This is a genomic window from Nostoc sp. (assembly GCF_036917195.1).
Lineage (GTDB): Bacteria > Cyanobacteriota > Cyanobacteriia > Cyanobacteriales > Nostocaceae > Nostoc.
This window is the reverse complement of sequence record NZ_JBALDG010000034.1, coordinates 139,862-160,566: the sequence shown is the minus strand read 5'-3', so window position 1 is coordinate 160,566 and position 20,705 is coordinate 139,862. Positions and strand designations below refer to the sequence as shown.

The following is a 20,705-nucleotide window of genomic DNA, read 5'->3' as shown; positions in this document are numbered from 1 at the left end:
GAGTTGCGAAGTCCAAAATCTCCAATCTCAAATCCAAAATTGTTATGCTTCCCGTCATCTCCATCCATAATCTCGACCACTACTTTGGTTACGGCTCACTCCGCAAGCAAGTTCTATCTAACATCAATTTAGAGATTAACGCTGGTGAAATTATTATTATGACCGGGCCCTCTGGTTCTGGAAAGACTACCTTACTGACCTTAGTAGGTGGATTACGTTCTACCCAATTTGGTAGTTTGCAGGTGTTGAGACGCGAACTTTGTGGTGCTAGTGCTGAAGAACTAGTGCAGGCGCGACGCCGTAACGGTTATATTTTCCAAGCACATAACTTGCATGGTAGTTTAACGGCACTGCAAAACGTCAAAATGGCTTTGGAATTGCACAAACATCTTGGGTTAAAAATGATGCTAGCTAGGTCAGCCCAGATGCTAGAGCAGGTAGGATTAGGAAATCACCTGCATTACTATCCTGATAAACTGTCTGGGGGACAAAAACAAAGAGTAGCGATCGCTCGCGCCTTGGTCAGTCATCCTCAAATTATCTTAGCGGATGAACCCACCGCCGCCCTTGACAGTCAATCAGGACGAGATGTAGTCAATCTCATGCAAAAACTGGCAAAAGAACAAGGCTGTACCATCTTGATGGTTACTCACGACAACCGCATCCTAGACATTGCTGATCGCATCGTTCACATGGAAGATGGTAAGCTCAAGTCAAAATTAAAACTGTCAGCTTAGAGGATGAGTCCTCTCCCAAAGGGAGACAATGCCGCGCAACCAGCGTCACCAGTTCGCCCTACAGCCCTTCAGGCATCCTACGGCAGGCGTTCCCGCAGGGTAGGGCGGTTCGTTTAAGAAAAATTAAGTGCATCTTCATAGCGAATTGGTATAAGTTCTGGAGTAATCCAGGCAAAGATCGTTGAAGCAGGAATCATGCCACTTCAAGTGATGTAAGCTTCAAAAGCGTTCATTACTCAAGCTCAGAACTCGAAACCTCGAGCTTTTTACTCGATTATTCCAAATCAGAACTGGAAACGAGGAAATTTTAGGTAAAATCGCTGCTATTTTACACCCTATCTTAACTTTAGTAAAAAATATTATAAGTATATAAACGGGAATTAGGGTAAGCAAACTGATGCCACAGTATACTAATTAAGTTTTAAGATCATTGACAATGTAATACACCTTGGTTATTAAAGTTAATATCAATTCATTAAATTACACTTACAAATCATTCTCTCTTGTCTCCTACCCCTACCCCTGTGCTGTCCATAAGTCCCTAGACGATTTCCCAACATTTATGGTTTTCAACAACATTTGCTTTAAACAGGAAACACTAGTAGAAATAAGCTAGTCTATTTTCCAATCCAAGCAAGGTATTTTTTATAGCTCTATGATTACTGAGAATCGCACTAATAATTCAAACAATAAGTTGCTCGGTTTTGATGTCAAAAATTTGACATCTAATCGCCGTGCAATAAATGTGTTAAAGGGAATATTTGCTGTTCTCCCTCTCACCTTGGCATTGCCTGTAGATGCTTTACAAGTAAAGGTGACTCCAACTAAACCTAAATTAGGAGATACGCTCTCAGTGGAGATTAATCTAGATCATCAGGAGAATGGTACAAATCCAACAGTAGCTAGTGGTAAGAATACATACCCAGCCTTTAAAATTGCCCCCAATCAGTATCGGGCTTTTGTTCCCACAACTCCACTAGAAAAAGCTGGAACTAGACCACTTCGGGTTGCAGGGGATGGTCAGGTGCAAAACTTAGCAGTGAATGTGCTTAATCGCAAATTTCCTATACAGCGCATAACTTTGCCACCTGGCAAAGCCGGAGTGGATGCCACAGAATATGAATTAAAACGGGTGGCAGCTTTCAAGGCACTACAAACACCACAAAAGTATTGGAATGGAGTGTTTCTGAAGCCAAATGCTGGGCGGATGAGTACAAACTATGGTGTACGTCGCTACTATAATGGTACATTTGCAAAAGACTACTATCATCGTGGCCTTGACTACGCTGGTGCTGCCGGTTCACCCGTAATTGCCCCAGCCGCTGGGCGAGTTGCTTTGGTGGGTAGGGTATCCCAAGGGTTTCGGGTTCACGGTAATGTAGTTGGCATTGACCACGGTCAAGGCGTAATCAGTATTTTCATGCACCTGAGTCGTATTAACGTTAAAGAAGGTGATTTTGTGAAAGCTGGTCAACTAATTGGCGCAGTGGGTTCCACAGGTGCTGCCACGGGCCCACATTTACACTGGGGTCTATATGTCAACGGACAATCTGTTGATCCAACACCTTGGCGGACTAAGGTCGTTAACTAGTAGAGGCGGAATTGATCGCGTCTGTGCATAATTTGTGTTTTTTTGTTGAGAATTAGGCAAAAGAAATTGGATTGATACCGTCCCTACCTTGCTTGGCTAACATAAATGATGATAAGCGTTATGAGCATCGAAAAAATTGTAGAACAAGCTCTCCAGGATGGTTATTTAACACCAGCAATGGAAGCAGAAGTCGGTAGAATCTGTGACAATGCCTCGGAACTCTCAATTGAAGATTATATGGCACTTGATCGGCTGATGGGAGCATTATTGACTGGTGAGGTAGTGGCGGTACCTCGGAAACAATTTATTAACGTCATGGAAGAATTGGTACTGACTGAAGCGATCGCCCGAGTTGCAGAAATTGAAGCCACCAGCGAAAGTTCTCTAGATGTCGGCGATATTGCTGCTTACGCTCTCAATCGGCTACCACCTTTGTATGCTACTACAGAAGAAGGTGCTACCTTCCAGCGCCAAACGGCTCGGGCAGAACTGCAAGAATTAATTTCTCAGCAAGTAAATGAGGCAATTAACCGTTACCTTGATCGGCCCCATTTCTTCCCAGAACGACAAGCCTTAGGCAAAAACACTGGCAATGAGGTTGTACGCCAAGTTAGTGCTTTACTCCAAACATACGCACCTAACTTTGAGCAAAAATTATAACTTTAAGAGTCATTAGTCATTTGTCAGGAGTTTTAGACAAAGGACAAAGGACTCTTAATTAATCAATCACGCACTAACACTGTTGTCCCTAAACTCACTTGCTCATACAACAATCGGACATCAGAATTACGCATCCTTAAGCAGCCGTGAGATACAGCCGTTCCTACCAGGCCAATATCCGGTGTGCCATGAAAGCCAATTTCGTTTCTTCCATCTGACCAAAAACCAATCCATCTGTCTCCCAAAGGACTATCCGTACCAGCCTGAAATACTTTACCAGTAATCGGGTGACGCCAGATTGGATAGTGTCGCATGTGGATCACCTGGAAAGAACCTGTGGGCGTTTCCCAACCTTTCTTACCTACAGCAATTGGATAGCTGGCTATGACCTCATCTCCTGCGTATACATAGGTGCGGCGATCGCTTAAATCAACCATTACTTGCGTCTTGGCATTAGCCAGCCTATTAGATGGTATTTGTTGGGCTGAAGCCTGAGACCATAGAGCTTTTGGCCAACTATCCCCAACTGGATTTTGTCTTTCTGCTTGCGCCACCAGCCGCGTCTTAGTTGGTAGGTCGGTTGCTTCAGCTAGATCATTCTTAATTATTTGAGGCTGAGTTTGAGGCTTAATAGCAGCAGACCTAAGTGTAGGCGTCTTCCGAACAATTGTGTGTCTATCAGTTGCTTTCGCTACATTCTTCTTAATTATTTTCGATTTAGTTTGAGGCTTAATAGCAGAGGACTTTGGTGTAAACGCCCTCTGAGGAGTTGAGCCTTGGGTAACTTCACCAACTGGCACAGATGCACCCAGCGCAATTTCCCCTAAACTCACTTGTGAAACATTCTTGTAGACTTTCTCTGGGCGGCTTCCCTTAGGATTGGTTAGGGTAGAATCTCGCCGCATCGAAGTAGATGCAGACTTCTCAGACTGCCGTTCCGCCGTAGTAATGCGCCAATGGACAGCTAAAGATAAAAATGCTGTGCCAAAACAGAGCAACATTACCATCCGCCCTACAGATTCGTTTCTTACCATTGCCATCGCCTATTGTTTATCCCTGACATATCCAGCCGAGCAATTGGATGTGTTCATCATCCGATTATCAAAAATTTATCAATACTTATCATTTCCGATATAAATCTGCCAACACCTCTGGGCAAACTAAGACTATGCAAATTGTCCCAGCAGCAAAACTTCAACTGACCAACCTCATTCCTCCAAAATTCTGGGGGTTGTAAGCCAATACTCGGACTTTCTGGTGGAACTTTTGAAATGTAGCAATCAATCATTAATGGTGTAGGTGGGAGAAAAACCATGTTTGAAAAACTATTGCTAGCAGTCACAATTACATTTTCCCTCAATTGCTTTTTTCAAGTTCGCGTACCAGAGCAACAAAACTCTGGTGCTACATACGGTTCACGACCAGAACAATCAGCAACTATTCTGGTAATAAAATCAAAAAAATAAATCACCATTATAGTAACCACAGCAAGCCAACTTCCAGAAATTATTGCCTGAATTTTAAAGGTATCAACAAGTTAGAATTACAAAATTTTTATCTTCATCCTTATAACTAGATTTAATTATTTTTATCAAGCGTATATACCCAGTTGCTAAAATTACAAAAATGTGCATATTGCTGCGCCTTTGTTAGTTGATGGGTGCAAGGGCAACTATGCGAACAGTATAAGGAAAAAGTGCCTCTCTTTATTGCTATAAATGTATCCAAAATTGTATGCTTCAGTGTTCCAGTCATAAATCCGTCACCTTAGCATGGAACTTCTGTCCCATTAGCAGGTCTAATAGATAGGGATGATTTAGAGCCAGTACGATCTATGAGTCAGTCGATTACTGTATCCTGGTCAACGGTTGATGCAAAGTATCCAGAAGCATCAGTGCAAGTTGACAAACTCCCTAATCACGATTTAATTTTGCGCTGTCAAGCGGGACTGCGACCAAATCGTGCTGCGTTTGCAGAACTATTACGCCGCTATCAAAGTCAAGTTGATAAAGTTCTATACCACCTGGCTCCAGATTGGGCTGACAGAGCCGATTTGGCTCAAGAAGTTTGGATTCGAGTCTATCGGAATATTAACCGATTACAAGAGCCTGCTAAATTTCGGGGCTGGTTAAGCCGCATTGCCACCAACTTGTTTTATGATGAGTTGCGTAAACGCAAGCGGGTTATGAGTCCTTTGTCACTGGATGCTCCCCGCTTGTTAGACGACGGCGAGATGGATTGGGAAATCGCCGGCGATACCCCAGGTCCTGAAGAAGAACTGACAACTAGAGAATTTTACGAGCAATTGCGGGAAGCGATCGCGGATTTACCAGAAGTCTTTCGTACTACCATTGTCCTCAGAGAAATCGAAGGCATGGCATACGAAGAAATTGCCGAAATCACTGGAGTTTCATTAGGAACTGTGAAATCAAGAATTGCCAGAGCTAGATCGAGGCTGCAAGCTCACTTGCAGAATTATCTAGATTCCTAATTTACAGCATCTTGCCTCTGCCCAATGGCAGAATTTAAGCATTGATTAAGAATTACTACAAAGATGTAGATTGCCTCTGCCCTTAGGAGGAAAATTGGCTAATTTTTCCGAATTTAAGTCCAGTTTACCCGTGTTTAAATTGGTAATAATGTTAAGATGACTACTGATTCTCAGTTTTACGACCGTTCTCCTTTGCAACTTCCTCAAGATTTGTCAGATGGAATGGCCAAGCATACCAATGAATCAACGGGTCTTATGGATATGGTGAAGCGCGATCGCTTCGAGTTATTGAGTGCTTATCTCGATGGTGAAGTCACAGCCCCAGAACGCAGGCAAGTAGAAGAATGGCTGGCAAATGATGCCTCAGTTCAATGCTTGTATGCCCGACTCTTAAAGCTGCGCCAAGGCTTGCGGACTCTCCCAGTGCCAACAGCCCAACAGTCACCAGAAGCAACAGTTCAGCAAGTATTCACACGTTTGCGCCGCCGTTCCCGTTTCAACTGGATGGTGGGAGGTGCAGCCATTGCTGCTTGTGTAATCGGTGCAGTATCTGGCTTAGTATCTGGTGGTTCGAGTCCGCCGCAACTGGCACAACGACCAGAAATAGAACCGATACAAACGTCATCAGCGTCTATGGTTCCACTTTCCCCGCTGATGGTGGGACTAAATAACCCGGTAATTGAAATTCCTAAAGCAGCAGTAGCTTCTCCAGAAAATCCAATCTATCCGGTACAGCCGCAACGGCACGACTCTAAACAGGATATAAACTAATTGCATTAACAGTTCACAGATCATAACTGTACTTTGCTGTTAAACCACAGTCTGTCCACCAGCCGTCAGGTTGGAGGAATCCTCCTAATTGGTTTACTTGGTCTAGAGTCATCAAATAAACCCAAGCCCAACCTAGAGAGAGCGACTGTGCCTGATAAACCTGGATAATTTGTCGATTATAGAGGTTTTCTGGTGATTGTCTAGTGGACTGGTAATCTTCCAGCACATCCAAATCATTTAAAATCCTTGGGTTGGAAAAAGAAAGTAAATATCCGTAAACTTGGGTATTCCCTAGCGTCATTGCTGGGTAGCCCATTGGCAGAGCAAACAATTTACCTTGTACAAAAGCTTTTTTAACATCTATTATCTTGTCAGCACAGTATTTTTTATAGTTAGCTTCACCTGGTTTGAGTGTACCGTAGACAAAAACCCGCACCAAATCGGAAAATTGTATATTTGATTCAACCATTTAAACCTTCATCAAATGACTCTTGCTATACCTGAAACACTAGCAGTTCGGGCATAATCAGGCTGATGCTCAATTATATAAATCTGTGAGTAGTTGACCTACAATATAGGTTAACCTAGCAGGTTGACATAGCAGGTTAACCTAGACAGACCCAGTAGGAGAATTTTTTTGGTGGATTCCCGATATAACCCAGCAGCAATTGAGGAAAAATGGCAAAAAACATGGGTAGAACTTGGCTTAGATCAGACACCGACAGCTAGCAACAAGCCAAAATTTTACGCTTTATCCATGTTCCCTTATCCATCGGGCAGCCTACACATGGGTCACGTCCGTAATTATACGATTACCGATGTGATTGCCCGCCTCAAGCGAATGCAAGGCTATCGGGTAATACACCCTATGGGTTGGGATGCCTTTGGGTTGCCGGCAGAAAATGCCGCTATTGACCGTGGTGTGCCGCCAGCAAAGTGGACTTATCAGAATATTGCCCAGATGCGGCAGCAATTGCAGCGTCTTGGTTTATCCATCGACTGGGAATGTGAACTTGCTACCTGTTCACCGGATTATTACAAGTGGACGCAATGGATTTTCTTGCAGTTTTTGCAAGCGGGGTTAGCTTATCAAAAAGAAGCAGCAGTAAACTGGGACCCCATTGACCAAACTGTACTGGCAAATGAGCAAGTTGATAACGAAGGACGTTCTTGGCGCAGTGGGGCAATAGTTGAGCGCAAATTATTGCGGCAGTGGTTTTTTAAGATTACTGACTACGCCGAAGAATTGCTGAATGACTTAGATAAATTGACAGGTTGGCCGGAACGCGTCAAGTTGATGCAGGCAAACTGGATTGGTAAATCTACAGGCGCTTACTTAGAATTTCCGATCATTGGGATAGATGAAAAAATCGGCGTCTACACCACACGTCCAGATACCGTTTATGGTGTCAGCTACTTAGTGTTAGCACCAGAACATCCCTTAACAAAGCGCGTCACCACAAAAGAACAACAAGCAGCGGTAGAAGCCTTTATTAAAGAGGTTTCCAATCAAAGTGAGTTGGAACGGACTGCTGAAGACAAACCTAAGCGGGGTATCCCCACAGGTGGGGTCGCAATTAACCCGTTTACAGCAGAAGAAGTGCCCATTTGGATTGCTGACTATGTGCTATATGAGTATGGCACTGGGGCAGTGATGGGAGTACCAGCACACGATGTCCGGGATTTTAAGTTTGCCAAAAATTACGATTTGCCAATTGATTTTGTCATAGCTTCCCCAGATGATGTTGCAGGTTTTGACTTAAGTCCAACATCAGAGATAGATGAAGTCACACAACTCATCCAAATTGAATATAACCAGGCATACACTGAACCAGGAATTTTAATTAATTCTGGGGCTTTTACTGGTATGGCTTCGGCAGATGCTAAACAAGCCATAATTGAATACGCCGAACAACAAGGTTTTGGTAAAGTGCGGGTGCAATATCGCTTGCGGGATTGGTTAATTTCGCGGCAACGTTACTGGGGCGCACCGATACCTGTAATTCACTGTCCTAACTGTGGGATAGTGCCAGTGCCTGATAAAGATTTGCCAGTTCAGTTGCCAGAAGAGGTGGAATTTTCTGGACGTGGCGGTTCACCTTTAAGTCAGTTAGAAAGCTGGGTAAATGTGCCTTGTCCGACTTGTGGCACTTCAGCAAAGCGGGAAACTGACACGATGGATACTTTTATTGATTCCTCCTGGTATTTCTTGCGCTTCCCTGACGCTAAGAATGAACGACAGGTTTTTGATTCCAGTAAAATTAATGACTGGATGCCAGTAGATCAGTATGTAGGTGGGATTGAACACGCGATTTTACATTTGTTATATTCGCGGTTCTTTACTAAAGTGTTGCGGGACAGAGGGTTACTGAACTTTGATGAACCCTTCCAACGCCTGTTAACTCAAGGTATGGTACAGGGTTTAACTTACCTAAATCCCAATAAGGGCGGTAAAGATAAGTGGGTTCCTTCTAATCTAGTAAATTCAGCCGACCCTCGTGACCCTCAGACAGGCGAACCATTACAACGTCTCTATGCCACAATGTCTAAGTCAAAGGGTAACGGTGTAGCGCCAGAAGATGTAATTGCCAAATACGGTGTAGACACAGCGCGAATGTTCATCTTGTTCAAAGCGCCACCAGAAAAAGACCTGGAATGGGATGAAGCTGATGTGGAAGGACAATTCCGCTTTTTAAATCGGGTTTGGCGTTTGGTGACAGATTATGTTGCGACTGGGGTATCCCGTAAGCAACCCCAATCTGATTTAACTAAGGCGGAAAAGGAATTGCGGCGGGCGATTCACACGGCTATTCAGGCGGTGACAGAAGATGTTGAAGGTGAATATCAATTCAACACAGCTATTTCAGAATTGATGAAGTTGAGTAATGCTTTAACGGATGCCAGCGGCAAAAATTCACCAATTTACGCAGAAGGGATTCGGACTTTGGTAGTATTGCTAGCACCATTTGCACCACACATTGCTGATGAATTATGGCATTTATTGGGTGAAACTGATTCAGTTCACACTCAAACTTGGCCATCATTTGACCCAGCTGCTTTAGTAGCTGATGAAATCACTTTAGTGATTCAGATTATGGGTAAAACTCGCGGCGCGATTCAAGTACCAGCGCAAGCAGATAAAGCAGCGTTGGAGAAGTACGCCCGTGAATCAGAAGTTGCCCAGCGTTACATCGAAGGCAAAGAGATTAAAAAGGTAATTGTGGTGCCTGGGAAGTTAGTGAATTTTGTAGTCAGTTAAGAGTAGAGGGAAGAGAACACGGTAGGCGTTGATACTGACCAACCATTGCTAAATCACATCTGAATTCATAACTCTGTACTCCTATTTTTTAATGCCCGATTGCGATACCAAGCGGGGAAGCGTATCGTCATCAAGATGGCGATCGCAACCAGGACTATGTGTAGAATCGTAGAAACGTTGAGTGGCAGCAGCCAACTGATCAATGCACTCAGCGCAAAGGCAATCCCCCAGGTCAGGGTAAGAATCTGATTCACGCGAATAAAAATAGGACTATTCCAATGTTCTTGAGTAATTTGCTCACGGGCATACTGAATCGTAAATGGGATACCCACGAGTAAGGAACCAATCGCAATCACTGCCAAGGCACCGTCAGCAAAAAGTCCTGGATGTTGCGTAATGAAAGGATGCCGCAAGTAAACACCCACAACTAGAACGAAGGCAAAAAAGACAACCGTACACCAATCTAAAATGAAGCCTTTACGTAAATTTTCACGTCCAAGAATGAACGTCAGGACGAGTGCAATAATTGCCCCGTGGAGGATACCACTCTCCCCTCTGTTTGCCAACACAGAATAAATGATCCAAGGTAAGAACCCCAAAATAACTTTTTTCATCGTGTTTGTTCTTCCTAATGCCTGAGCAATGGACTTTGTATATTGAGAGAGTGGTAGACCGAATTCGATCTATCCCGACATCTCCTACCTGTAATTTCAGCTACTTGCTCTACTTTCATTGGTTTTTCTGGTCGGCTCAACAGACGAATGACTAACCATCGGCTGCGTTCTTTTACGTCTCGACAACGACGGTAGCGTTGGGTCAACTCTGCATAATCCAAATGAGGAAAGATATTCATCCGAGTACGAGGCATCGCTGTACACCGATTTTACTTCCTCTAAATAATAATACCATCTATTACAACTTGGTATTAGACGGAGAGTACACATTGCTAAATCAATTTTTGCCCGTTTCGTAGAAGTGCTACTAAATCGATTTCTAAATCAATTTTGCAACCATTGCCTTTGCGGTTATCGTAAGGATTTAGATCGTGTTTGGCGTTGTAGTGATCAAGTCTGTAGAATTTCTTTAATTGTGGCAGGCTTGCTACCTGTGAGACATTGGATAGCAGTCTAATTAATATACCACTTGTAGGCTTTCTCGGTACTGTTGTTATTGTGCATTTCCAGAGCGTATATGGCGCGTCTTGCTAGTTTATCTGCTCTGCCTGGATGAGTCTTATAGGAATTACTTTTTAATTCTTCTGTAGGAATGTTAAAGCCATGAAACATTTGTTGCAAGAAGTATTGTAACAGTAGTTTCTTTCTCTAATATATGTGTATTTAATAACATCTATATGAGCGTCCAGAAAGTAGGACTGTTTTATTTATACACGAAAAAGCGCTTGAGAGTTTTGCTCACTCAAGCGCTTCTTCGTAAAAGCTTATACCAACTCACTCGTTTGATGCAACATTTTAAATCTGCAACACTCCCTTGACAGGGAGTATTGCGGGGATAACTTGTGACAAACATGTGGTGAAATGGTATCACTCCTTGCACTAACTAAGAATATCTCTTTTGCAAGAAAACCGGGGATCTAATGAGTGACAGTTTATGAACTGACACTAGTTAAAAACGACTCACTATGAATGGTAACTAACAAGACTAAGCACAACTGTAGCAATTTTGTAAGTATAGTATAAAAACTTATAGTTTATTAGCGTAGGCGTAGCCCGCCGTACCTATTGCCTACCACTGAGTACCGATTCACAATGTGCAGGAATTAGTAGCATAAATATCTCAACTTCAGCGGCAAATGAATCGCCATCGAGTAAGCCAGAGAAGTCTTGGATATTAGCCTTGAAGCGATTTGGACTCAAATAAATCGTTACCTCCTTTATAGATGGAGGTATTCTTTAGAGAATGGCAATCCAATAACAAATCTTCGATCCAAGCAGATTGAAAAGTTTGGGTTAGGTATCTTCTATCTCTTAGCAAACGGTGACATCCTAGTCTTCCGCATAGTGTAGGAGGTTACTTCCTTCGTTGAAGCAAAACATAGCTTTTTCACTGACAATTCCCGCGATATTCAAAACGATTTTGCGTGTTTCAATAAAAACAACAGAGGCGGATTATAGGTAAGATTTAAGAATTTCTCATACCTGTGCCTAAAATTGTAAAAGTCTAGATAGACGCTTCGCCCTTGGCTAAAATAGCCACTCCCCTACGAGCAGACGCCTTAACCTGGCATCTAGGTGTGTGGTAAAATTGCCTGGAACAGAGGTTTCATCTGAGTTGGAGTCTCATATAAATTGCAAAGGTCAAACTTACCGATCAATAACTCCCACGATACTTTTCCTATGGATTCGGAAAATATACAACAAGACTGGTGACAAACTGAGTGTAATTTGTAAATGAATATCTAGAATTTGCTACCAGACTGAACCAACTTCCCACAATTTTGACTTCTATTTAACTTTAGGATAGACACATGAACGATAAGCTGATGCTGATGATTCCTGGCCCAACCCCGGTGCCAGAAGCTGCCTTACTGGCATTAGCCAAGCATCCGATTGGGCACCGCACTAGTGAATTTAGCAACATATTGGCAGAGGTGACGGAAAACCTCAAGTGGCTGCACCAAACTCAAAGTGATGTGCTGACGCTGAATGTCAGTGGTACAGGTGCTGTAGAAGCTGGAATAATTAATTTTCTCTCTCCAGGCGATCGCATTTTGGTTGGTTCTAACGGTAAATTTGGCGAACGCTGGGTAGAAATCGGTCAAGCCTACGGTTTGAATGTAGAAGAAGTTAAGGTTGAATGGGGAAAACCTTTAGTTCCAGAGGTATTTGCCGAAAAACTCCAAGCAGATACCCAAAAGCAAATTAAAGCCGTAATCATTACTCACAGCGAAACCTCAACGGGTGTGTTGAATGACCTAGAAACCATCAACCGCCATGTCAAAGAACACGGTGAAGCTTTAATTATCGTTGATGCCGTGACTAGCTTGGGTGCGTTCAATCTACCTGTGGATGCTTGGGGTTTGGATATAGTCGCCTCCGGTTCCCAAAAAGGTTATATGATTCCGCCGGGATTGGGTTTTGTCTCTGTCAGCCCCAAAGCTTGGGAAGCTTACAAAACTGCGAAGCTACCGAAATATTATTTGGATTTAGGCAAATATCGGAAAGCCACAGCCAAAAATACAACTCCATTTACTCCGCCTGTGAACTTGATCGTAGCGCTGCATACCACGTTGCGAATCATGAAAGAGGAAGGCTTGGAGTCAATATTTGCTCGACACGAACGGCTCAAGAATGCTACCCGCGCCGCCATTCAAGGATTAAATTTACCCCTGCTTGCAGCAGATAGTTCCGCCAGTCCGGCGATTACGGCTGTAGCACCGCAGGGAATTGAACCGGATAAGATTCGGTCATTGATGAAAAAACGCTTTGATATTGCCCTAGCAGGCGGTCAAGACCATTTGAGTAACAAAATTTTCCGCATTGGTCACTTGGGTTTTGTGAGCGATCGCGATATCCTTAGCTGTATAGCATCCTTAGAAGTTACCCTAAGAGAACTTGGCTACGAAGACTTCACCCCTGGATCTGGTATAGCGGCAGCAGTTAGAGTGTTTAGTCAGTCCTGAGTACTGAGCACTAAATCAAAAGAGCAAGTTAAATTATCAACTCGCTCTTTTGATTTGGATGTAAATGAGTAGAAACCGCTACAGTCAATAGACCTATATATCAACCTTTACACAAGGTAGAGTTGATCTGACAAGCTTCAATTCTCCTAGATGATACCAACTTGCCCAAGATAGTATTATTTACTCCGGAGACAGTCGCACAGCGTATTTGACACTAAACAATACTAACTTTGGTAACTTAGTATGATCCTAAATTGGCATAAATAGCATTGTTTGAGATTCCGGTAACAGCCTTTTGGTAGAGACTTCTAATCCCTGACGCTCAGTAGCACAGGGTTAGCTAGTCCGCAAGCGTCTAACTCGTTAACACTACGTATGCGCTAGCGTCTCCCCTTCTCCCAAGGGAGACACTAGCGCCTGCCGTAGGATGCCCGAACGCAAGACCATCTCCTTTAAGAGAAGGGCTGTAGGGAGAAAACTGCGCTGCTTTACTAAAATTCAAAATCCAAAATCCAAAATCCAAAATCGGTATGATCTACGCTGTCTCCAGCCAATCATAAATTTGTTCTAACTGCTCTAGAGTAATTAACCCATACTGCCAAAGAATCATTGCCAAAGGACCTGGATCTTGCTCCCGATGCCGAAGCGCGACCGCTAGCGATGCTGTGGAAATTGCCAAATCTTCTTGCAAGAAATGAATAAGTCGAGAATATTTTGATGGTGACATTTGTATCTCACCTCCTTGTGCAGAATGTATTGTCATATATCAGTTCACCATTGCTCGGTAGCCAGTAGCCAATATTTCATCTGTCACTGTGCCGTTATCGGCTATACACCCCAACACAGTTATTTAATCTGCCTTAAAGAAAGGCTTTTCATACAGGGTCTGAGAAATAGAAATTTCAGTACAAATCATCTGCTCGATTATCGAGCAGTATTTTTACTTAGTTAAATTGACTCAATCTTGTTTACTTTTATGCTTTATTTAATTACACATGTAGTAACAAAGATTCCATAGCCTATATTCTCTTATTGGCGACTATTTACATTTACGCCGAAGGGAATATTTTTGCAACCAAACCTAAAAACTGCGATTTGAGCTTGGAGACAGTAGAATTTTACATTATTATCACAGTTTTTAAATAGTAGCGTTACAGATGACTGTTTTACCACAATACGTGACATTTTTTACAAAAAAAACATATATTTCGATAGTATAGGCTCTGAACAGAGCAACCACCAAAATCTTTATCCTCACAAACCGCCGGAGTTTCTAAACTCAATTTTGACAATATCGCCCACTTTCAACTTCAATTCGGCAGCTCTTCCAGAGCGAAGTTCAATCACCTTATCGATTGGTGTATTGGGGCCATAGGTAGGACAAGGCTCACTTGCACAAGGAGGTGCAGCTGCCTGAATATATTTAACTACACCCTTATGTAGAAATACCATATCCAAAGCCACAGGTACATTCTTCATCCAAAAACTGACTGGTTGTGCTGAAGGGAACCCAAACAGCATCCCTCGGTTATCTGGCAAAGCTGGTCGATACATCAATCCCTTCGCTTGCTGTTCTGACGTCTGCGCCACTTCTAGCTGAATCGTTGTGCCATTAGAAACAATGGCTTTTGCAGAAATTGGTAGTGTTTGACCTAAATTCTCTGGTGCTGGAGTTTGAGAACCAGACGTGAGGGTGGGAGGTTTAGCTGTTGTTGGCACAGAACAGCCGATCAGAAAAATACTCAGTAACATCGAGAGCATACCTAGCCAACGAGTCATAATTCTTTTTGATTTTGTAATTTAGATTTCAATTTTACAGTGTTGTAGGCGGAAACCGTTGGGGTGGGAGGCAGCAGCCCCCAAATGTGTATTCCCAGTTTGAGACTGGGAATGCGGCAACGAATCTCCTTGTTAAAGATAGGCAAACTTCCACCACAGTGTACTAGGATTCTCTTAAAACGTACCCTACACCTCGCACTGTCTGAATAAGGCGCTTTTGACCTTCATCTTCAATTTTTAGGCGCAAGTAGCGGATGTACACTTCAATTACATTCGACTCACCTAGAAAGTCGTAACCCCAAACATTTTCTAAAATTTGTTCACGGGTTAATACCTCACGGGGATGTTCCATTAAGAATTTTAATAATTCAAATTCCTTCATTGTCAAGTCAATTGCCCGTCCGCTGTGTATAGCACGGCGAGTTGCGATGTCTAAAATCAGATCCCCAAAGCGTAATTGCTCCGTGGTATCTAAATCAGGTTTTAAGTAGAGGCGAATTAACTTTAAAAAGTCTTCTGAGCGGTAAGGCTTGAGGATATAATCATCGGCTCCAGCTTCTAGACAAGCTACACGATCATCGACTGTATCCCTTGCCATTAAAATCAATACAGGCGATCGCATACCAGTGCTTCTCAGATTTTTACACAATGAGAGTCCTGATTCACCTGCTAACATCCGGTCTAAAACAATTAAAGCAGGCTGGCGATCGCGGCAGTGTTGCAAACCACTCGTCGCATCATGAGCCAAAATTGATTCATAGCCGGCTTCTTGCAAATCGCAAGAAAGCTGATTTGCTAGGCTCTCATCGGTTTCAATCACCAAAACACAGGGACTTTGAGCAACTGTCATAACAATTTGGGATATTGGATTTGGGATTGTAAAGATATTCCAGTGAAAATCTTTACATCAGTTAGAAGTGCAATTACGAGTTTGTAGTGATGGAGCAATCCTGATTTGACACGCGGCTAAGGATCTTTTAGCACGTTCAGGTGTCAGCCATCGAATTCTCGGATGCAATCTTAATAACTAACTCCAAATACCATCTCCATACCAGTAATTCTGGAAGGAAATCAGCAAATTGAGCATGGGGCATGGCAAGAGGAACAGAGGGGAAGAATTTTCTGTTTGCTCCCTTACTTGTTTAACAATGCCCAATGCCCAATAACTAAGGCAATTCTACCGAAGTTGGTTTTGCAATATGTGGCAAACCCCAACCTAATTTTTCTCGCAAAATTCGGAAAAACTCAGGCGGTTGCAGGCGAATAAATCTGGCACTATATTGCGATCGCTCCATATATACTCTATCTTCTGGTAGTACATAGCACCCGCCATTACCATCCACCACCATCACCAGTCGAGCAATATTGACTGGATAGATGTTAACAGATTCAGTATCTGGAAATACCAATGCTCTAGAAGCTAGGGAATGGGGACAAATGGGTACTAGCTGTAAAGCAGGTACGCCAGGAGTCACCACTGGGCCACCAGCACTCAATGAGTATGCTGTAGAACCAGTAGGTGTAGAAACAATCACACCATCCGCCGCAATATCTACTGGGGCATGACGCCCTATAGCAATTTCAAAATGGCACATAGAGGTCAAAGGTTCCCGATGCAGCACCATTTCATTCAAGCAGAGTGCTTCCCATAGCACTGAATCTCCGCGAAACACTTTGACGGTGAGCATGGCTCGTTCTTCAATTTCATACTCACCCGCCATCAACTGTTCTAGTGCTTGGGGCAATTGATTCAGGAAGGTTTCCGTCAAAAATCCCATGTGGCCGGTATTCACTGTTAGTAGTGGGATACCACAGGGGGCTACCTGACGAGACGCTGCTAAAACAGTGCCGTCTCCTCCTAACACCACTGCAAACTCCATATCTGAGTCAAAACCAGGGGGTGTCAGACCGTCAATGGGGGTGTGGCATACAGGACTATCTGGGTTAGAGTAGCCCAGTATGCCACCGATACTCGATGTGATACATACATTCCAACCGGCTGCGGTTAGCTTGTCTTTCAACTCGATAGCGACACGACCCGCTATCGGTTTAACGTCATTGTAGATAATGCCTGCTTTCGGCACACTCAAATATCCAAGTTTAGGCGATGCTCTGTATTATGTAATCCTTACACATTTTTGACCATGTAGTCATTAATCTAGAGTCAAATATCTAGAGTCTAGAGTTTTACGACTAATGTCTGTTTTGTAATCACTATTGACTATTGACTTTTGAAGACTGTTTAAAAGGAGTTTTTTTAGATTTCTGCTTTTTGGTTTTATTTTTCTCGTAGTCTAACTCCTTGAGCTTCTTCATAATTCGGCTGAAGTACTCTTGTAGATAGCTTTCTAGGGTTGTGGTTTGTTGCTGATCTAAACCAAAAACTGTGTATACTTCATCCATTGGAGCATTTAACTCTTTACCACTAGCCAACACTTCTGTAAACGCTAGCCTATCTGCTACGTTCCATCCCCACTGAAAGAACCGCATTAAGCCCCGCACAGTACGCAGCAAGTTTATTGGCATCCGCGTTACCCTGGCATCTTTACCAGATAAGCGTTCGCACAGGTTGATGATTTCCTCTGCACTCCATGCACGAGTACCGACTACAGGAAAAGCTTGGTTTTCCGTTTCGGGCACACTCAATGCTCGAATAGCAAACTTAGCAATGTCCTGAGTGTCCATATAGGCGATAGGAGAAGAATTACCAGTCACCCAAACTGGCTGTGCTTCCAAAATGGGAATCCCATACTGACTGATTAATCCTTGCATAAACCCAGCTAGCCGCAAGATGGTGTAATTCAAGCCAGACTCAGCCAGGAAGAGTTCTGTACACCGCTTAATTTCCATTAACGGCACTTCTGGGTATTTATCAGCATCTAAAATCGAAAAGAAGATAAAACGCTCTACACTCGCTGCTTTTGCAGCTTGAATCAATGCTACTTTGCCGTCCCAATCTACTTGTTTGATGCTCAGTGAATCTGTAGGGCGAGATGTTGACGCATCAATAACTTGGGTTACACCTGACAATGCTTCTGCTAGACTTTCGGGGTAACGCAAATTTCCCGGTACGAGTTCTGCACCCCATTCTTTGAGAAAAGCTGCTTTTTTACTGCTCCGAACAAGACAGCGTACTTTATATCCCTCATCGATTGCACGACGAGCCACTTGTCTTCCTAAGGTGCCAGTGGCACCGACAATTAATAATGTCATGAGGGTTGTAATAAATTTTAATGTTTTATGAAAAGAATGTTATCAGAATAACCTATGCAAACAAAAGTTTACATCTTTTCTCAGAAAATCAATTTATTTGGAAGAACTTATGGGAAAATGGCTGTCCGGTAAACGGACAAGCTTTTTTCCCAGTTAGCGAAAAGTATGAACGCCAGCTTGAGGCGAACAGAACTTTCCAAGGCAGAGGAAAACCTCTTCCCTTTCAATAGCCGATTACCGTAGGGATTATTCTTCTGTGCCTTGAATTTTCAGTAACAACGCGCCTAAGCCCCAGCCCACGAAGATTAAACTGAAAGACAATAGAGCTCCATCCAAAATTTCGCCGCCCATTGGTGTGATTCTCCTTATGCAAAGTAGTGTGTAAACTAGGTCTACCAGAAGCTTTTCATAGTTGCTGTAGGATTAGACCTGTGTAAATAATTTTAAACTAGTTTAGCAGGTAATCCCTACTGGTTTAGGGGGCAATCCCTACTGTTGGGAGAGAGGGAGATGGGGAGATTGGAAAAAATTGATGATAATAATTATGAAGAGATTTTATGTATCAAAATAATCCAGATAATTTAGTAAATTTTTGCAAAGAGAATCGTCCGCGTTTGGTGCTGACGCTAGGAGATCCAGCGGGGATTGGGCCGGAGGTGATTTTGAAAGCTTTAGCAGATCCGGAAATTAGTCAAAAATATGACGTAACAGTGGTGGGTAACCGGGATTTGCTGGCACAGACTTATCACAAACTGAATTTAACTGAGAATTTAGCAGCTTTGGCAAATCCAGACGAGTTGTTAGTCAGTGATGTGCAGTTTGATCGGGAAAATAAAAGTGAAATCATCCCAGGAACAGGTAATGCAGCAAGTGGTGCGGCTAGTTTTGCCTATATGGAATATGCGATCGCTCAAACACTCGCTGGTAAATTTGATGGTATTGTCACAGGGCCCATCGCTAAATCTGCTTGGAAAGCCGCAGGGTATAATTATCCAGGGCAAACGGAACTCTTGGCACAAAAATCAGGTGTTGACCGTTTTGGGATGTTATTTGTAGCGCGATCGCCCCATACGAATTGGACACTCCGCGCAATACTAGCTACCACACATATTCCTTTACGTCAAGTAGCTGAGACATTGACACCGCAGTTGTTGACACAAAAACTGGATTTGCTAGTGGAATGTTTGGAGAAAGATTTTGGCATAGATAAAGGAAGAATTGCGATCGCGGGTTTGAATCCCCACAGTGGCGAACAGGGACAACTTGGACATGAAGAACAAGATTGGTTAATTCCCTGGTTAGACCAAGAGCGGCAAAAACGACCACAATTACAGCTAGATGGGCCGATACCGCCAGATACGATGTGGGTTAAACCTGGTCAAGCTTGGTATGGAAATTCTTTAGTACAAAATCCAGCTGATGCCTACTTGGCACTTTACCACGACCAAGGCTTAATTCCTGTGAAGCTGATGGCGTTTGATCGGGCAGTTAATACTTCTATTGGTCTTCCTTTCGTTCGGACTTCACCAGACCACGGAACAGCGTTTGATATTGCGGGTAAGGGAATTGCGGATACTACGAGTATGAAAGCAGCAATACATTTAGCGGCTGAGTTGGTTAGTCGAAGATTGGCGGTGGGTTGTGGTTAAAAGTTATTTGTTGCAATATTTACTAGGAGTAATGCTTACTTGAATTTTGAAATTATTGGAGACTCACCAATATTGAAATAATTGCTGTTGGTAACTCCATTCGTGAACTAGAACGCTTGCGTAAAACTTATGGTTCAGGACGGTGGCGGAAACTTAAAGGCTTTGCAACCATTAGCTTAGACGACGGAAGCATTTATGAAACTGGCACCATTGCCAAAATATGTAAATGCGGGTGTGCTGAGACTCCATCTCTACCTTTAGTTACTTCTGTGGACTTTACCTAACCTTTGACAGGCCATGCTTTCAATTCAGTGAATCGCTTAAAAGCTTTATTTATCGAATCCAAGTTTTCCTTGAGTTCTTTAATTTGACAATTCTTTACAGTCAAAGTAATAAACAGCCAACGGTGCTTGGGGTAATCAGTGACAACCTGTGGGAGAATTTTGTAAGCTCTTGCTTTCCACATGAGCGAACGTCGCCACTGACAAACCGGACAATGACGAACCCTACAGAATCGGGCATCTAATAGCTTTAACTTAAGAATGCCTTCTGATTCCTCTGGCACTAATTGAAACTTCAGCAACTCGGAACAAATTCTCATCCGCCAAGCATACTGCTGAAAATAATGTTCGTCTGCTTTGGCGTAATAATGCAAGAGTTTATCAGTATTGGCTCTGTGCTTGTCCCAAATTTTACCTATAGGCGAAACTTCGGTTAAGCTCTGTATATTTGGATTTTGTTGGAACTTATCTTGAGACGATATATTAAAAGCAATAAAGTTACTGTCTGAGGCTTGAGCAGACACGAAATTACTAAATCAGTTTGTATCAATGTCCCAAATTAACGCAAGTTATCCGGTCAAGCCTCAGTAAAAGTATTTAAGTAAGCAATAAGACGAATGCTGACTTATCTGAG

The 20,705-nt window shown here is 43.0% G+C and carries 21 protein-coding genes; 9 read left to right on the top strand and 12 right to left on the bottom strand.

Translation table 11 applies throughout. From position 1 onward, the window contains the following. Positions 1 to 44: 44 nt before the first annotated feature. From V7K40_RS12580 to V7K40_RS12570, 3 genes are all read left to right on the top strand, one after another. A complete protein-coding gene (locus V7K40_RS12580; protein WP_334959957.1) occupies positions 45 to 737 on the top strand; it encodes a DevA family ABC transporter ATP-binding protein in 693 nt (230 codons plus the stop codon). Positions 738 to 1,392: 655 nt separating this feature from the next. After that, positions 1,393 to 2,328 (top strand): M23 family metallopeptidase, encoded by a 936-nt coding sequence (locus V7K40_RS12575; protein ID WP_334959955.1) that lies wholly within the window; start codon positions 1,393 to 1,395, stop codon positions 2,326 to 2,328. A gap of 120 nt (positions 2,329 to 2,448) precedes the next feature. After that, on the top strand, positions 2,449 to 2,988 hold the full coding sequence (locus tag V7K40_RS12570; RefSeq protein ID WP_334959953.1) for a late competence development ComFB family protein: 540 nt from the start codon (positions 2,449 to 2,451) through the stop codon (positions 2,986 to 2,988). A 62-nt stretch (positions 2,989 to 3,050) separates the two neighbouring features. On the opposite strand, the gene V7K40_RS12565 is transcribed toward V7K40_RS12570, so the two are convergent. Then, complete coding sequence (locus tag V7K40_RS12565) at positions 3,051 to 4,022, bottom strand: L,D-transpeptidase (protein ID WP_334959951.1); 972 nt, start codon at positions 4,020 to 4,022, stop codon at positions 3,051 to 3,053. 279 nt (positions 4,023 to 4,301) lie between these two features. Between V7K40_RS12565 and V7K40_RS12560 the strand changes: the two genes are divergently transcribed. The 3 genes from V7K40_RS12560 to V7K40_RS12550 all read left to right on the top strand — a co-directional run bounded on the left by V7K40_RS12560 (position 4,302) and on the right by V7K40_RS12550 (position 6,250). Further along, positions 4,302 to 4,454: a hypothetical protein gene (locus V7K40_RS12560; protein ID WP_334959949.1), complete on the top strand. Its 153-nt coding sequence runs from the start codon at positions 4,302 to 4,304 to the stop codon at positions 4,452 to 4,454. 368 nt (positions 4,455 to 4,822) lie between these two features. After that, on the top strand, positions 4,823 to 5,479 hold the full coding sequence (locus tag V7K40_RS12555; RefSeq protein WP_334959947.1) for a sigma-70 family RNA polymerase sigma factor: 657 nt from the start codon (positions 4,823 to 4,825) through the stop codon (positions 5,477 to 5,479). Between the two features lie 156 nt (positions 5,480 to 5,635). Further along, complete coding sequence (locus V7K40_RS12550; protein WP_334959945.1) at positions 5,636 to 6,250, top strand: zf-HC2 domain-containing protein; 615 nt, start codon at positions 5,636 to 5,638, stop codon at positions 6,248 to 6,250. Positions 6,251 to 6,263: 13 nt separating this feature from the next. Here V7K40_RS12550 and V7K40_RS12545 read toward each other — a convergent pair whose 3' ends face one another. Further along, entirely contained in the window at positions 6,264 to 6,719 is a 456-nt protein-coding gene (locus V7K40_RS12545; protein ID WP_334959943.1) for a gamma-glutamylcyclotransferase, read from the bottom strand. A 171-nt stretch (positions 6,720 to 6,890) separates the two neighbouring features. On the opposite strand from V7K40_RS12545, the gene leuS reads away from it, so the two are divergent. Next, positions 6,891 to 9,509 carry a leucine--tRNA ligase gene (leuS, locus tag V7K40_RS12540; protein ID WP_334960005.1) on the top strand — a complete coding sequence of 873 codons (2,619 nt, stop codon included), beginning with the start codon at positions 6,891 to 6,893 and terminating at the stop codon, positions 9,507 to 9,509. 65 nt (positions 9,510 to 9,574) lie between these two features. Here leuS and V7K40_RS12535 read toward each other — a convergent pair whose 3' ends face one another. The 3 genes from V7K40_RS12535 to V7K40_RS12525 all read right to left on the bottom strand — a co-directional run bounded on the left by V7K40_RS12535 (position 9,575) and on the right by V7K40_RS12525 (position 11,383). Next, positions 9,575 to 10,123: a hypothetical protein gene (locus tag V7K40_RS12535; RefSeq protein ID WP_334959941.1), complete on the bottom strand. Its 549-nt coding sequence runs from the start codon at positions 10,121 to 10,123 to the stop codon at positions 9,575 to 9,577. Positions 10,124 to 10,137: 14 nt separating this feature from the next. Beyond that, positions 10,138 to 10,377: a hypothetical protein gene (locus V7K40_RS12530; RefSeq protein ID WP_334959939.1), complete on the bottom strand. Its 240-nt coding sequence runs from the start codon at positions 10,375 to 10,377 to the stop codon at positions 10,138 to 10,140. Positions 10,378 to 11,245: 868 nt separating this feature from the next. Further along, on the bottom strand, positions 11,246 to 11,383 hold the full coding sequence (locus tag V7K40_RS12525) for a hypothetical protein (protein ID WP_334959937.1): 138 nt from the start codon (positions 11,381 to 11,383) through the stop codon (positions 11,246 to 11,248). Between the two features lie 611 nt (positions 11,384 to 11,994). Here V7K40_RS12525 and V7K40_RS12520 point away from each other — a divergent pair. Further along, the gene (locus tag V7K40_RS12520; RefSeq protein WP_298921281.1) at positions 11,995 to 13,149 is read left to right on the top strand and encodes an alanine--glyoxylate aminotransferase family protein; all 1,155 of its coding nucleotides are present in this window, start codon (positions 11,995 to 11,997) and stop codon (positions 13,147 to 13,149) included. A 535-nt stretch (positions 13,150 to 13,684) separates the two neighbouring features. On the opposite strand, the gene V7K40_RS12515 is transcribed toward V7K40_RS12520, so the two are convergent. The 6 genes from V7K40_RS12515 to V7K40_RS12490 all read right to left on the bottom strand — a co-directional run bounded on the left by V7K40_RS12515 (position 13,685) and on the right by V7K40_RS12490 (position 18,492). Further along, positions 13,685 to 13,912: a DUF2949 domain-containing protein gene (locus V7K40_RS12515; RefSeq protein ID WP_012410503.1), complete on the bottom strand. Its 228-nt coding sequence runs from the start codon at positions 13,910 to 13,912 to the stop codon at positions 13,685 to 13,687. A gap of 491 nt (positions 13,913 to 14,403) precedes the next feature. Further along, entirely contained in the window at positions 14,404 to 14,928 is a 525-nt protein-coding gene (locus V7K40_RS12510) for a DUF192 domain-containing protein (protein WP_334959935.1), read from the bottom strand. A gap of 163 nt (positions 14,929 to 15,091) precedes the next feature. After that, a complete protein-coding gene (locus V7K40_RS12505) occupies positions 15,092 to 15,778 on the bottom strand; it encodes a response regulator transcription factor (RefSeq protein ID WP_273768161.1) in 687 nt (228 codons plus the stop codon). Positions 15,779 to 16,094: 316 nt separating this feature from the next. Then, positions 16,095 to 17,012 carry an NAD(+) kinase gene (locus tag V7K40_RS12500; RefSeq protein WP_334959933.1) on the bottom strand — a complete coding sequence of 306 codons (918 nt, stop codon included), beginning with the start codon at positions 17,010 to 17,012 and terminating at the stop codon, positions 16,095 to 16,097. A 130-nt stretch (positions 17,013 to 17,142) separates the two neighbouring features. After that, the gene (locus V7K40_RS12495; RefSeq protein WP_334959931.1) at positions 17,143 to 18,141 is read right to left on the bottom strand and encodes an SDR family oxidoreductase; all 999 of its coding nucleotides are present in this window, start codon (positions 18,139 to 18,141) and stop codon (positions 17,143 to 17,145) included. A gap of 246 nt (positions 18,142 to 18,387) precedes the next feature. After that, the gene (locus tag V7K40_RS12490) at positions 18,388 to 18,492 is read right to left on the bottom strand and encodes a PetM family cytochrome b6-f complex subunit 7 (RefSeq protein ID WP_298921292.1); all 105 of its coding nucleotides are present in this window, start codon (positions 18,490 to 18,492) and stop codon (positions 18,388 to 18,390) included. A gap of 206 nt (positions 18,493 to 18,698) precedes the next feature. On the opposite strand from V7K40_RS12490, the gene pdxA reads away from it, so the two are divergent. Then, the gene (pdxA, locus tag V7K40_RS12485) at positions 18,699 to 19,790 is read left to right on the top strand and encodes a 4-hydroxythreonine-4-phosphate dehydrogenase PdxA (protein WP_334959928.1); all 1,092 of its coding nucleotides are present in this window, start codon (positions 18,699 to 18,701) and stop codon (positions 19,788 to 19,790) included. 280 nt (positions 19,791 to 20,070) lie between these two features. Here the strand turns inward: pdxA and V7K40_RS12480 are convergent, their stop codons facing one another. Then, a complete protein-coding gene (locus V7K40_RS12480; protein WP_334959926.1) occupies positions 20,071 to 20,595 on the bottom strand; it encodes a protein rep in 525 nt (174 codons plus the stop codon). Between the last annotated feature and the right edge of the window lie 110 nt (positions 20,596 to 20,705).

Bases quoted from the DNA above. Each gene is read 5' to 3' on its own strand.
- V7K40_RS12580 (WP_334959957.1), top strand. From the start codon at position 45: ATGCTTCCCGTCATCTCCATCCATAATCTCGACCACTACTTTGGTTAC.
- V7K40_RS12575 (WP_334959955.1), top strand. From the start codon at position 1,393: ATGATTACTGAGAATCGCACTAATAATTCAAACAATAAGTTGCTCGGT.
- V7K40_RS12570 (WP_334959953.1), top strand. From the start codon at position 2,449: ATGAGCATCGAAAAAATTGTAGAACAAGCTCTCCAGGATGGTTATTTA.
- V7K40_RS12565 (WP_334959951.1), bottom strand. From the start codon at position 4,022: ATGGTAAGAAACGAATCTGTAGGGCGGATGGTAATGTTGCTCTGTTTT.
- V7K40_RS12560 (WP_334959949.1), top strand. From the start codon at position 4,302: ATGTTTGAAAAACTATTGCTAGCAGTCACAATTACATTTTCCCTCAAT.
- V7K40_RS12555 (WP_334959947.1), top strand. From the start codon at position 4,823: ATGAGTCAGTCGATTACTGTATCCTGGTCAACGGTTGATGCAAAGTAT.
- V7K40_RS12550 (WP_334959945.1), top strand. From the start codon at position 5,636: ATGACTACTGATTCTCAGTTTTACGACCGTTCTCCTTTGCAACTTCCT.
- V7K40_RS12545 (WP_334959943.1), bottom strand. From the start codon at position 6,719: ATGGTTGAATCAAATATACAATTTTCCGATTTGGTGCGGGTTTTTGTC.
- V7K40_RS12535 (WP_334959941.1), bottom strand. From the start codon at position 10,123: ATGAAAAAAGTTATTTTGGGGTTCTTACCTTGGATCATTTATTCTGTG.
- V7K40_RS12530 (WP_334959939.1), bottom strand. From the start codon at position 10,377: ATGCCTCGTACTCGGATGAATATCTTTCCTCATTTGGATTATGCAGAG.
- V7K40_RS12520 (WP_298921281.1), top strand. From the start codon at position 11,995: ATGAACGATAAGCTGATGCTGATGATTCCTGGCCCAACCCCGGTGCCA.
- V7K40_RS12515 (WP_012410503.1), bottom strand. From the start codon at position 13,912: ATGACAATACATTCTGCACAAGGAGGTGAGATACAAATGTCACCATCA.
- V7K40_RS12510 (WP_334959935.1), bottom strand. From the start codon at position 14,928: ATGACTCGTTGGCTAGGTATGCTCTCGATGTTACTGAGTATTTTTCTG.
- V7K40_RS12505 (WP_273768161.1), bottom strand. From the start codon at position 15,778: ATGACAGTTGCTCAAAGTCCCTGTGTTTTGGTGATTGAAACCGATGAG.
- V7K40_RS12495 (WP_334959931.1), bottom strand. From the start codon at position 18,141: ATGACATTATTAATTGTCGGTGCCACTGGCACCTTAGGAAGACAAGTG.
- V7K40_RS12490 (WP_298921292.1), bottom strand. From the start codon at position 18,492: ATGGGCGGCGAAATTTTGGATGGAGCTCTATTGTCTTTCAGTTTAATC.
- pdxA (WP_334959928.1), top strand. From the start codon at position 18,699: ATGTATCAAAATAATCCAGATAATTTAGTAAATTTTTGCAAAGAGAAT.